Annotated in this window: 13 protein-coding genes; 12 read left to right on the top strand and 1 reads right to left on the bottom strand. The window is 47.0% G+C overall.

From position 1 onward, the window contains the following. Positions 1-2 precede the first annotated feature (2 nt). The 12 genes from FC82_RS08740 (at position 3) to FC82_RS08685 (ending at position 11,067) form a co-directional block, all read left to right on the top strand. Positions 3-704: a cobalt-factor II C(20)-methyltransferase gene (locus FC82_RS08740; protein WP_056996776.1), complete on the top strand. Its 702-nt coding sequence runs from the start codon at positions 3-5 to the stop codon at positions 702-704. A 179-nt stretch (positions 705-883) separates the two neighbouring features. Continuing rightward, positions 884-2,398 (top strand): cobyric acid synthase, encoded by a 1,515-nt coding sequence (locus FC82_RS08735; protein WP_054762206.1) that lies wholly within the window; start codon positions 884-886, stop codon positions 2,396-2,398. A 5-nt stretch (positions 2,399-2,403) separates the two neighbouring features. Beyond that, the gene (locus FC82_RS08730) at positions 2,404-2,868 is read left to right on the top strand and encodes a precorrin-2 dehydrogenase/sirohydrochlorin ferrochelatase family protein (RefSeq protein WP_056996775.1); all 465 of its coding nucleotides are present in this window, start codon (positions 2,404-2,406) and stop codon (positions 2,866-2,868) included. A 3-nt stretch (positions 2,869-2,871) separates the two neighbouring features. Next, the gene (gene hemA / locus FC82_RS08725) at positions 2,872-4,161 is read left to right on the top strand and encodes a glutamyl-tRNA reductase (RefSeq protein WP_056996774.1); all 1,290 of its coding nucleotides are present in this window, start codon (positions 2,872-2,874) and stop codon (positions 4,159-4,161) included. Next, positions 4,151-5,074 (top strand): hydroxymethylbilane synthase, encoded by a 924-nt coding sequence (gene hemC, locus FC82_RS08720; protein WP_056996773.1) that lies wholly within the window; start codon positions 4,151-4,153, stop codon positions 5,072-5,074. Before hemA ends, hemC begins: the two co-directional genes overlap by 11 nt. Positions 5,075-5,165: 91 nt before the next feature. Next, positions 5,166-6,140, top strand: a complete 975-nt coding sequence (hemB, locus tag FC82_RS08715) for a porphobilinogen synthase (protein WP_054762203.1) — start codon at positions 5,166-5,168, stop codon at positions 6,138-6,140. A gap of 159 nt (positions 6,141-6,299) precedes the next feature. Beyond that, on the top strand, positions 6,300-7,592 hold the full coding sequence (hemL, locus tag FC82_RS08710; protein WP_056996772.1) for a glutamate-1-semialdehyde 2,1-aminomutase: 1,293 nt from the start codon (positions 6,300-6,302) through the stop codon (positions 7,590-7,592). A 5-nt stretch (positions 7,593-7,597) separates the two neighbouring features. Then, complete coding sequence (locus FC82_RS08705) at positions 7,598-8,341, top strand: hypothetical protein (RefSeq protein WP_054762201.1); 744 nt, start codon at positions 7,598-7,600, stop codon at positions 8,339-8,341. 2 nt (positions 8,342-8,343) lie between these two features. Beyond that, positions 8,344-8,940 carry a bifunctional adenosylcobinamide kinase/adenosylcobinamide-phosphate guanylyltransferase gene (locus tag FC82_RS08700; RefSeq protein ID WP_054762199.1) on the top strand — a complete coding sequence of 199 codons (597 nt, stop codon included), beginning with the start codon at positions 8,344-8,346 and terminating at the stop codon, positions 8,938-8,940. A gap of 12 nt (positions 8,941-8,952) precedes the next feature. Continuing rightward, positions 8,953-9,711 (top strand): adenosylcobinamide-GDP ribazoletransferase, encoded by a 759-nt coding sequence (locus FC82_RS08695; protein ID WP_056996771.1) that lies wholly within the window; start codon positions 8,953-8,955, stop codon positions 9,709-9,711. Continuing rightward, positions 9,708-10,298, top strand: a complete 591-nt coding sequence (locus FC82_RS08690) for a histidine phosphatase family protein (RefSeq protein ID WP_056996770.1) — start codon at positions 9,708-9,710, stop codon at positions 10,296-10,298. Before FC82_RS08695 ends, FC82_RS08690 begins: the two co-directional genes overlap by 4 nt. 19 nt (positions 10,299-10,317) lie before the next feature. Beyond that, the gene (locus FC82_RS08685) at positions 10,318-11,067 is read left to right on the top strand and encodes a uroporphyrinogen-III synthase (protein ID WP_054762195.1); all 750 of its coding nucleotides are present in this window, start codon (positions 10,318-10,320) and stop codon (positions 11,065-11,067) included. 12 nt (positions 11,068-11,079) lie between these two features. Here FC82_RS08685 and FC82_RS08680 read toward each other — a convergent pair whose 3' ends face one another. Beyond that, positions 11,080-12,192: a helix-turn-helix domain-containing protein gene (locus FC82_RS08680; RefSeq protein ID WP_056996769.1), complete on the bottom strand. Its 1,113-nt coding sequence runs from the start codon at positions 12,190-12,192 to the stop codon at positions 11,080-11,082. Between the last annotated feature and the right edge of the window lie 465 nt (positions 12,193-12,657).

Raw genomic sequence — 12,657 nt, 5'->3', positions numbered from 1 at the left:
CGATGGCAACATTTTACGGCATCGGGGTCGGTCCCGGTGATAGCGAACTGATGACGGTGAAGGCGGTCAACACGCTAAAAAAGATCGACATTCTATACACGCCCAAGGCGCACAATGATCAGCCAAGCGTCGCAGAAAAAATTGCGGCACCGTACTTTTCGGAAGGACTGACGATTAAACGCCGGCGGTTTCCAATGGTCAAAGATCTCAAGGAAAAACAAGCCAGTTGGCGTACCATCGCAGAGGAAATCGTTGCCGACGTGAAGGCAGGAAACAACGTGGGGTTCATCACGTTGGGCGATGCGTCCGTGTACAGTACGTACAGTTACCTGCTGGGTAACATTGACAACAGGATCACCGTTGAAACTGTCGCGGGCATCTCTGCATACACGCAAATTGCGGCAACAATTTCTACACCGCTGATGCTGGACGATGAGTTGTTGGAGGTCATTCCGGCCACTGCAGATGCACAAAAGATCGCCACGGCTATCGATGATAACGATAACGTTGTGATGATGAAGATTTCAGCCAATCTGCCGCTGGTTTACCAGTTGTTGGCGGACAGAAACCTGCTGGACCAAGCCATTATCATCAGCAATGCGTCGATGGCGACCCAACACACCGTTAAACTCTCAGCGGTTGAACCAACGGAAAAATTACCGTACTTTTCAACGTTATTGTTGAAGAAAACATATTCGTTTTAGCTTTATTGGCCTTTTTAGAGATTGCCGGGAGGCCCATTGACCCGAGTGATACTCACTGAAAAGACCATACATACATGGCAAGGACCTAGGTCGGGCCATGAGTGGTGACACGTTACGACGTGCTGCTTGTTTCAAAACTGACGATTAGATGAGCATTGATTAATTCAGGAGGGTTGATTATGGGAACGCAATCAATCATGTTTCAGGGAACGGCATCAGACTCAGGCAAGAGCTGGGTTGCAGCCGGCCTTTGCCGGATTTTGAAGAACCGAGGACTAAAAGTTGCCCCGTTCAAATCACAAAATATGGCGTTAAATTCATACATTACTGCCGATGGCAAAGAAATGGGCCGGGCCCAGGTATTTCAGGCTGAGGCTGCTGGGGTTGCCCCGGATGTCCGGATGAACCCGCTGCTGCTGAAACCGTCGACGGATCAGGAGTCACAGGTTGTGTTCATGGGTAAAGTGCTCACGGATATGACGGCGGTTGAATACCAGGATCACAAAATGGCCCTTAAGGACCGCGTTTTAGAAACTTATCAGTCGTTAGCAGCCGAAAATGACGTCATGGTGCTGGAAGGTGCTGGCAGCCCAGCAGAAATCAATTTGGATACCAAGGGATTAGTTAACATGGGCATGGCGGAAATGGCCAACGCACCGGTTATTTTGGTAGCTGATATTGATAAGGGTGGCATGTATGCGTCAATTTACGGAACCATCAAACTTCTCCCCGAAGAAGATCAGAAACGTTTTAAAGGCATCATTGTCAATAAATTTCGCGGCGATGCCAGCCTATTGAAGTCCGGAAATGATATGATTGAAGAATTGACGGGTGTGCCCGTCATCGGCGTGATTCCAATGACCGATGTTGACCTGGACGAAGAGGACAGTGTTGCCTTGGAACGGAAATCTCGGGTCAAGGACGCAACAAAGGACCTCGACGTTGCCGTTATGGCGCTTCAGAAGATGTCCAACTTCACCGATTTTCACAGTTTGGAGATTCAGCCGGACGTCTCGGTGCGGTATGTCGTCAAGCCAGAAGATCTCGGTAACCCTGACTTGTTGATTTTGCCAGGAAGCAAAAATACCAACGAGGATATGGCTTACCTGCGGACACACGGATTCGTTTCCGAGATTCAGGCATTGCACGCACACAAGACACAAATTGTCGGGATCTGCGGTGGTTACCAGATTCTTGGCAACCAGCTGCATGATCCGAATCACGTGGAGTCACCCATTACTGATCAGGATGGCTTGCAGTTACTGGACATTCAGACCACTTTTACGGGTGAGAAGACCACGACCCAAGCGATTGCGAAACGCCAGGATGTTGCCCTGCATGGTTATGAAATTCACATGGGGGAAACCACCCTTGGTACGGAAGCAACACCATTTTCCAAGATTATTGAAAATAACGGCGAACCCGAAGACCGTTTAGACGGGGCTGTGAACGCAGACGGTAGTGTTTGGGGAACATACCTGCACGGCATTTTTGACAACACCGCCTGGACCCGGCATTTGTTGGACCAACTGCGGGTCGCAAAGGGCTTGGAACCGCTCCATGCCAAAAACGAATCTATGGCCGAATATAAAGAAGAACAGTACGAAAAATTAGCGAAAATTGTTGAAGAAAATGTCGATATGGCTAAAATTGATCAAATTTTGGCAGAATCAGAAGTAGATTACGGGAAGTGAACCTAGTGAATTATCCATATCCAATCAATATTGACCTGACGCGCAAACGAGTCGCCGTTATTGGCGGTGGTAAGGTGGCCGCTCGAAAGGTGACTGGTCTGCTTGATGCTAAGGCCAACGTGTTCGTGATCAGTCCAACGCTGTGTGACGCCATTGACCCGGCTAAAATCACCTGGATCAAAAAAGAGTACGCGACCGGTGATATTTCTGAGATGGATATTATCATTGCCTGCACTGATAATCGGCGGGTCAATCGCCAAGTCGCAAAAGACGCCACCCATTTTCAACTCGTTAACGATGCCAGTAATAAAAAACAGTCGGACTTTTTTAACGTGGCGCGCGTTGAATCAAAAGACTTATTGGTCACTGTTTCAACGAAGGGAAAATCACCCATGAAAGCTAAGCAGATCAAACAGGAGATTCGCCAGTGGCTCGAGACGAAACACTGGTTTAACCAGGAGGAGGGTTAGCACATGTTTGTCATTTACGTCAGTCTGAACTACCAACAATTGCCAATTACGACACGGGAACAGTTAGTTTTCAGCAAGGAAGAACTGACCCGGGCGAACGAGCTGTTAAGCGGCGAGAAATCGATCCTCGAAAATATGATATTATCAACCTGTAACCGAACCGAGGTCTACGCTGTGGTTGACCAGATCCACACCGGGCGATACTACATCAAACGGTTTTTAGCCAACTGGTTTCATGTGTCAATCGACCAGGTCACAAAATGGGCTGAAATCGGGTTTAAGCAGGACGCCGTCGCACACCTGATGCGCGTGACGACAGGTTTGGAATCGTTGATTGTCGGTGAACCCCAGATTTTAGGACAAGTGAAGGACGCGTTCTTTACCGCACGTGATTTAGGCACTACGGGGGTGATTCTTAACCATTTAGCTAAGGACGCCATCACGTTTGCCAAAAAACAGCATACGACCTACCGGGTCAGTGAGCTGGCCAAGACGTCTGGCCAAACTGGGTTACACCAAATTAAAACGGGACTTCAAGACCTGTCAGACAAGCATGTCGTCATTGCTGGGCTTGGCGATGTCGGCAGTCATGTACTGAAAAATGCGAGCACCATGGGTTTTGGCGAGATTACCATTTTGAACCGGACCAATGAAAAGGCGGTTCAGTTAGCTGACCACTATGGGGCAACAGTTCGGGCAGCCGACTGGGACAAACTGGCAGTGGCTGCCAACGCAGCGGACGCTGTGATTCTAGCCACTTCTGCCAAGACGCCAGTGCTGAACGGCCACACCTTTGCCAGCGGCGACACTAATTTAAAAATGGTCGTTGATTTGGGCGTGCCGCGCAACGTGCACAGTGAAGATCTGCCAGTTGAGATCACGTATTTTGACATTGATCACCTCACCGCTATTATTTCAGAAAATCAGCGCGCCAAGGCTGACATGATCGACCAAATGGCGGCCCAAGTGCCAGCAGCAGTAGACGCGTTTGACGTGTGGGAGCAACAGCTACATGTGGTGCCCGTTATTAAAGAGATTCGCGAGTCAGCGATGGACGTTGAAAAAACGGCCTACGACAGTCTGCTCCGTAAGTTGCCGGAACTTGACGCCCACCAGCGCAAAGTAATCAGCAAGCACATGAAGAGCATTATCAACCAGATGATTCTCGGCCCCATCAAAGAGGTGAAGGAATTGTCACTTCAAGATGATACGGACGTGGACCTCGCGTTTGTTTGCCAGATTTTTGGCCTCCCAACAGACTTAGCAAAACAGGAGCGTACTTATGAAAAATGAATTTGTAGTCGGATCACGTAAAAGTTTACTGGCCATGTGCCAGTCTAAGCTGGTCATTGCGGCCTTAGAGAAGCGGTTCCCCAACATCACCTTTCACATCAAGGAAATTGTGACCCAGGGTGACCGAAATTTGAAGGACAGCCTGCAAAAAATCGGTGGCAAGGGCGTCTTCGTTAAGGAGATCGAAGCCGAGTTGCAGAGCGGTGATATCGACTTTGCGGTACACAGTCTCAAGGATGTGATGCCGGTTTTGCCGGATGATTTGATGATTGGTGCTTTTTCAAAGCGTGAGTCACCGTTTGATTGCTTGATCACACCGAAGCCACTTGCCGGGTTAACTGATTTACCGCAGGGTGCCCGTATCGGTACCAACAGTCTGCGACGTCAAGGCCAGCTATTGCACCTCCGGCCTGATATTCAGGTCATTCCGATCCGCGGTAATGTTGATACGCGAATCAAAAAAATTAAAACAGAAAATCTCGATGGAGTCATTTTGGCCGAGTCCGGGCTGGATCGGTTACAGGTGCCGTTGGACGGCTTGTTCCGGTTGAGTTTGAAGGCTGATATTTTGCCAGCTACGGGCCAGGGCGCGCTTGCAATCGAATGTCGCAAGACGGATGCTGACACCTTAGCACTGCTGAGTGCTATTGATGATGCCGACACGAAGCAAAACGTGCAGGTCGAACGCGATTTTCTGCGGGCGTTGGGCGGCAGCTGCAACTATCCAATCGGCGCCTTTGCACAAACGACAGGTGACCAGATCACGTTCAAGGGACTGGTTGCCTCACCTGATGGCACTCACCTGTTTGATAAAACCGTGCGGGGGACAATTGATGACCATCTCGGCAGTCAGGCTGCCGACACATTAATTGCTGAAGGCGCTTTGAAATTGATTGAATCAACGTTAAAATAAAGATATATGCTGGATGATGACGCTTCCTGATTGCGTGTGAGAATCGCAAACGATGTGTAAAAATCATTCAGCGGAAAGAAGACTATAAATTATGGTTACATTTGATCGTCATCGTCGTTTAAGAAGCAGTGCAGCAATGCGTGATCTCGTGCGCGAGAATCACTTGGAAAAATCGGATTTGATTATGCCGGTATTCGTGGATGCCACGATTCAGGATAAGGAAGAAATCAAATCCATGCCCGGAATTTATCGGTACAGCCTCAATACTATTCTGGATGAAATCAAAGAGATCGTTGATTTGGGTATTCAGTCGATTATTATTTTCGGGATCCCAAATCATAAGGACGATGTTGGTACCGGTGCCTGGGAAGAACACGGCATCGTGCAGGAAGCCATTCGTAAAATTAAGGCGGCATATCCTGACCTGATCGTCATCGCGGATACCTGCATGTGTGAATACACTTCAACGGGTCATTGCGGCATCGTGAAGGACCATAAAGTATTGAACGATGAATCGCTTGAATACAACACCAAGGTAGCCGTCAGCCAGGTTAAGGCCGGCGCAGACATGGTGGCACCGTCAAACGCAATGGACGGTTTTGTGGCCGCTATTCGTGAAGGGTTAGACAACGCGGGGTATAAGGAAACACCCATCATGGCTTACTCCGTCAAATTTGCCTCTAGTTTTTACGGCCCATTCCGGGATGCTGCCGATGGTGCGCCCCAGTTTGGTGATCGGAAGGGCTATCAAATGGATCCAGCCAACCGTCTCGAAGCGCTTCGTGAAATGAAGAGTGATGAAGAGGAGGGCGCTGACTTCACCATGGTCAAACCAGCAATGGCGTTTGCTGACATCATTCGTGATGTCCGTAACAACACCAACTTGCCACTGGTTGCCTATAACGTTTCCGGTGAATACGCCATGGTCAAAGCAGCCGCAGCAAACGGCTGGATCAACGAAGAACAAATCGTAAACGAAGTGCTAGTCGGCTTGAAGCGCGCGGGTGCGGATCTCATCATTACGTACTTTGCAAAGGAAGTTGCGGCACGGATGGGCAATAAGTAACATTTTGTTGGGCGATTGCTTAGTCTTGTCGCGACTGCATTTAGTGATCTCCATCGCGAGCCACTGCAGAGCCGTGCCAAATTGCCGAAAGTACCGAAAGTACCGGGCTTAAAGGCATGTCCAATACCACCATTTAAGAAGAAGAAGGGAACACAAATATTGAAGAATTTTGACAACTCGAAGAGGGCGTTCAAAGAGGCACAGGGCTACATGCCTGGTGGCGTCAATAGCCCTGTGCGTGCATTTAAGAACGTCGGCGGTGACCCGCTGTTTATTAAGCAGGGGAAGGGGTCGCATATTGAAGATATTGATGGCAACACGTTTATCGACTACGTTTTGTCTTGGGGACCACTGATTCTCGGCCATGCTGACGATGAAGTTGTGAGCGCGTTACAGGCAGCCACTGCCAAGGGAACCAGTTATGGTGCCCCAACAGAATTAGAAACAGAACTTGCAAAAAAGATTCGCGAAATCGTACCGTCTGTGGAAATGATGCGGATGGTCTCGTCCGGGACGGAAGCCACAATGAGTGCCATTCGTTTGGCCCGGGGCTATACACACCGCGATAAGATCGTGAAGTTTATTGGGAACTATCACGGCCATAGCGACTCGTTACTGGTCGATGCTGGTTCAGGCTTAGCCACGTTCAACATCAACACCTCACCTGGTGTGCCAAAGGATCTCGCGTACGATACCCTGACCGTGCCATATAACGATGTGGACGGTATTAAGGCCGTGTTTGAAAAGAATGGTCCAGAAATCGCTGCCGTCATCGTGGAGCCGATTGCAGGGAACATGGGCGTTATCTCAGGAACCCAAGAATTCTTGGACACCCTTCGTCAATTGACGACCGACGCTGGTGCGCTGTTGATTTTTGACGAAGTGATGTCTGGCTTCAGAGCGGCGTACCACGGTGCGCAGAGCCTGTACCACATAAAACCAGATCTCACCACGCTTGGTAAGGTTGTCGGCGGCGGACTGCCCGTTGGCGTCTTCGGCGGTCGACGCGATATTATGGAACACATCACGCCAGATGGCAGTGTTTACCACGCCGGAACGCTATCCGGTAATCCGCTGGCCATGACCGGTGGCTTAAGTACACTAAATCAGTTGAATGATAACTTGTACCACAATATGACGGCGAAAACGACGCGACTTGTTGAAGGTATTAAGGCTGCTGGTGACGCCCACAATGTGCCGATTACTGTCCACCATGTCGGGACGATGTGGAGCTACTTCTTCAACGCGGGTCCCGTCGACAATTTTGCTGATGTCCAAGCGAGCGATGTCGACTACTTTGCTAAATTCTTTAAGCAACTGCTGCAACAGGGTATTTACACCGCACCATCACAGTTTGAAACGAACTTCATGTCCAGCAAGCACACAAACAAGGACATTGACGATACGATTCAAGCCTTTAACGACGCGTTTGATGCCCTTAATAACAGGTAAGACAAATGAAAAATACACAGTTTCGAGACTTATCTTTGCTCCCGATATCAGCGACTGAAACGCTGGTTATCGCGTGCGACAGCAGTGCCGGAATTGGGGAGAAAAAAGCAGACGTTGTAGCCGTTGATCCAGCTATTACGGCTGCTTATTCTTTAAGGGTGCCATTACTAGAATTGACGTGTTTTGGTGCCCAGCCCATTGCTGTTGTCGATACGATCGGTAACGAAATGGTACCAACGGGAAAAAAAATCATTGGCGGAGTGAAACGAGAACTTGCCCGCGCCGGCCTCGCCCACTTGCCGCTGAACGGCAGTACTGAGGATAATATGGCTACGTTAACGACTTCGATCGGTATCACGGTCATTGGTCGGATACAAACCACAGCCATTTCGCAGCCTGCGAAAGATGACCTCACTGTTTTTCAATTGGGTACGCCATATGTGGGTAACGAGGTGGTCGCACATTTGGATAGTATTTTTAGTTACGACACTGTTCGTCAAATTCAGGCAGCTAGTGGCGTCGTGGATATGCTGCCAGTGGGATCGAAGGGCATTACGTATGAACTGGACCAGATGGCGCAAACGCACCAGTTGGTTGAACATTATTTGGTTGACCGTAATTTGCCAGAATTGAACACGTCTGCCGGTCCTGCAACCGTAGTATTAGTTGGCGTTGAAAAATCACAAGCAGTCGCAGTGCACCAACAGTTTCCTGAATTGGTTGTTGTGGCAGAACTCAGGAGGTCTTGAAAATGAGCAGTGAGCTAGTCTTAGTGACCGGTGGCGCAAAGAGTGGTAAATCAGTGTTTGCTGAACAGTCGTTGTCAGCTAGAGCCCACGTTTGCTACATTGCGACCGGTGTGATGAAGCAACCGGATCCAGAAATGCAGCTGCGGATAAAGACCCATCAGGAGCGGCGAGCGGCGAAAAATTGGGCAACGGAAGAACGGTACAGCGATGTTGCTGGGTTTATCACGGCTCATCATTACGACAGTTATTTGCTTGATGATGCAACGATGCTGATCACGAATTTGTTTTATAATCATGCAGTCAAAATGGCCGCCGAGCGGCATCTGGAATTGGATGATGCCATTGAACAGATGACCAGTGATGATATTGATCAGGTCAGTCAGACCATTTTTGAGGCATGGCATCGCATTGTTGAGGCACTCATTGCCACTGGTCAATCGATGGTTGTCGTCACTAATGAAACTGGTTTGGGCATCGTTCCAGCAACGAAACAGACACGCATTTTGCGGGATATATACGGTCAAGTAAATCAACGCTTGGCGCAGGCGGCTGACCACGTGTATTTTGTAGTCAGCGGTCTGCCACAACAGTTGAAATAATTGGGGGTCACTATGGGACAAGCAATGATTTTATACGCGCAATTTTTTACTCGCCTTTCTATCCCGATCGAGATTAAAGACGCAACGAACAAATTTAAAAATAATATTCAGTATTTCAGCCTCTTTGGGTTGTTGTTGGGCTGTGTTGAGGCGCTGATTTTCTGGGGCTTTGCCAGCATTTTTCCTCTTTGGTTTGCCTGGATGATCTACTGGATCACTGATGGGTTGCTTACTGGGGGCTTTCACTTAGATGCGCTTGCCGATACGGCCGATGGCTTGTTTTCGTCAAGAAAACCGGAAAAAATGAAGGCCATCATGCACGATAGCCGGCTCGGCACAATGGGCGCATTAGGATTAATGTACTTTTACATGCTCGTCATCGGCAGTGGCATTGTCATCGTTGATCAGATGCCCTTATGGCAATTAGTTGGGTTGACCGCCATCATGACAATGGTCGCTAAAACGGGCATCGCCCTGTTATTTTATAAAATGGTCTACAACGGTGACACCGGGTTAGCCAGTATCTGGGTCGGCGTGAAGACTTGGCGCATCGTTGCGTCTCAGGTGCTCGCAATCGTCGTCATTAGCGCGGTATTACAGTGGCAGGGTTTGGTGAGCTATTTAGCCATGATCGTGTTCGCTTATTTCTATCGGCGTTTTCATATCCACCTGTTGAAGGGGTTTAGTGGAGATACGATTGGGGCCTTCGGTGAACTGTCACAGGTTATATTTTTACTGGTCTACAGCGGGATTATTGAGGTACTCAAATGACATTATTTGTGACGCGTCACGGAGAAACGACTTTAAATCAGCAACGCAAATTTTATGGTTCACTGGATGTTTCGATTGATGAAAAGGGCCAGCAGCAGGCTGCTGAACTTGCCGAAAAACTTAGCAGTCAGCCTCTGGATATTATAATTCGCAGCGACACGACCCGGACACAGGAAACTGCGCAGCGAATCATCGATGACCATCCCAACGCGACCGTTTATGTGAATGGCGATTTGAATGAGAAGGGTTTTGGCGACTGGGAGGGGTTGAATGCCGACGAGATTGAGGCCCAAGATCCCGTCACATGGGCGCAGTGGATCGAAAAACCATTTGACGTCACACCGAATGGCGCTGAAAGCTTCGCAACGTTTTCTAACCGGGTTTTGCGTGCGGTGAAGGCCTATCAAGCAATACTGGCTTCTGACGCGAACGTCCTGATTGTTGCCCACCTTGGCACGCTGCGTGTGATTCATCAATTCTGGGTGCCGGGCACCGTTTTTTGGAACCTAGATTTTAAGGCGGGCCACTATTCAACCTACCGACCAGATAAGCAAGGAAAGATGATCGTTCAGGCATTAAATCAATGAGTTAAAGAGGGTGTTTTGGGTGGCATTTTTGATAACGTATCCCAAGGAAAAGGTTGCGCCGGAGTTACAGGCACAGTTGGCACAATTGACAACAACGTTATACATACTTTTGCGGGAATTGGTGGCGACACAACTGAATCCCGCTGAGGTCGACCAGGTTCAGACAGCAGCGGGCATCGTCATTACGAGTCAGTTTGCGCTTCACGTTTTTCTGAGTCGCAATTGGCACTTTGCAACGCCACCTGATTGTTTTGTCTTAAGTCAAAAAATGGCCAGTAGATTACTGGCAAATGGATATCACCAGGTGAGCTATCCGGCTGAGGAGAATCAAGCCAACTTGGCGCAGTTATTAACCGCAAGCACATCTGAGGCACTCGTGTGGTTAACAGGCAATCGGCATGTTAAGCATAATCGGCTTGAGACTGTTGCCAACTTGAGCCAAATCACCCTCTATAAAAACAGTTGGTCTCAAGAACAAGAAAATCAGGTCGTTGCTCAATTGAAGGGTGTTCCAATTACACGTGTGCTTGTGACAAGCCCTTCAAGTTACAATCGATTACAGACAATCGAAACGCGACTTCCATCCCAATTTTCATCAGTGACTTACTACACGCTTGGAAATAGTACGTTTACATTAATCAACGGTGACCATAAAAGTAGTGTAAAACCTGTTAATAAGCGAGATGTGTTGGCGCAAATGCTGCGGAAAATGTGTGCGGATGAGATGGCAAAACAGACAAAAAAAGACTATCCGACTGATTTCGAATAGTCAAATTGTTATTTAATTTGAATAAGAGGTGTAAATCCACTGAACTACGGACTTTCCTTTTATGCTAACTGCACTTGAAGGAACGGTTGGCTGTTTGCAGTCTACGGTGTAGATCCATCCTTTTGTCCCTGAAGAATCAGTTAAATTCCCGATACTATTAAAATATGGATACCCGTTTACTGGCTGTGAATAATATGAGATATCATTATGTTGGAAGAACTTTTTGGAGATATCAAACACTGTATCATTATCATTCCACGTAATATCTCGATGAATGCTAATCACTTTTTGGATAGAAGTGTTTTGTTGTCGGTATTCTGAAGGTGTCAAACCAGTTTTTTGTTTGAATATTTTTGTGAAGTAACTGGTCTGTTGGAAGCCGAGTTGATTAGCAACGTAGTTTATCGGTAATTTTGAGAGTGCCAATTTCTCGCTAGCTATTGAAATTTTACGAAAGTTGACGTAGTCAATAAAGTTAACGTTTAAATGTGTTTTAAAAATTCGACTCAAATATGAAGAAGATAAAAAAACTTCTTGGGCAACATGTGACAAAGAAATTGTGTGATGAATGTTTTTTTCAATGTAGTCAATCGCAGCATTAATACTTTGTTTAACACCATCTAAATCGTCTTGATTATCCTGTTCTTCATTGGGATGATAGCTGTTATTATCTGTTTTTACAGGTTGAGTAAGGATTTTTTGGTTCTGCGCTGTTGAGGAACGGAGGAAAGTATCAAAAAACCTTATTCTTGAGAGTTGCTCATCATTGATTGCATCCCAAACAGAAACATTGACGTTGAGTTTTGGCTCTAGAAGTTGATTAAAGATATTTTCCAGATAGTTTCTAGAAAGGTAAATGCGCTGTTGAGAAACGTTACGTGCATCGCAAATAATAAACCCCCAAAGTCGTTGTTCAATTGTAACGGGGAAAATAGCGTTGTTCCCTAATGAATCTGCTTGAAAAATAGACTGAATTTCATTTGAACCTGAATAGACATTATTATCTTTCAATAATTGATCATCAAGGGTATAAAAAAAAGTATCAATTTGAGTAATTCCAGAAAATGTTGCAACTGCACCGGCAAGGGTACGGTAGTCTTCCTGGTTCAGCGGATAATCAATCATGTTCTATCTCTCCTTAAAACAATGTGATAACTTTTTGACATTTGAAATCATCGTGGTCACAAGATTTAACACTAATTTTACATGTCTTAAAGAATGAGTTCAAGAAAAAACAAAGTGTGCAGTAATATTTTGCGGAATAGGAATATTTATCAGGCAAATATCACAAATGTGTCTTTTTAAAAGTTCGTTAATTGATGACTGAATTAAATCTTATTTGACGCTGTGCCTGCTTTAGACGCACATACTTTTATATGTGCGATAAGAAGTTTTTCTAAAAGTCGAGTGCCTTTTCAATCTGAAACACATTTTGCCTACTCGGAGCATTAAGTAGCGTTCTTCTTTGGTCTCTGGAGAGATTAATGATAAAGAAGGGGATGCTAGGTTGGCTCCGGTTATAAAAGTAACAAAGCCCCGGAATGTCAACTCAAGTGCAACAACCATGGAGCCAGGCCGTGAGCTAGCTTG

Origin of the sequence: Secundilactobacillus collinoides DSM 20515 = JCM 1123, assembly GCF_001435975.1 — a bacterium.
Classification (GTDB): Bacteria; Bacillota; Bacilli; order Lactobacillales; family Lactobacillaceae; genus Secundilactobacillus; species Secundilactobacillus collinoides.
This window is presented reverse-complemented; position numbering and strand designations above follow the sequence as displayed.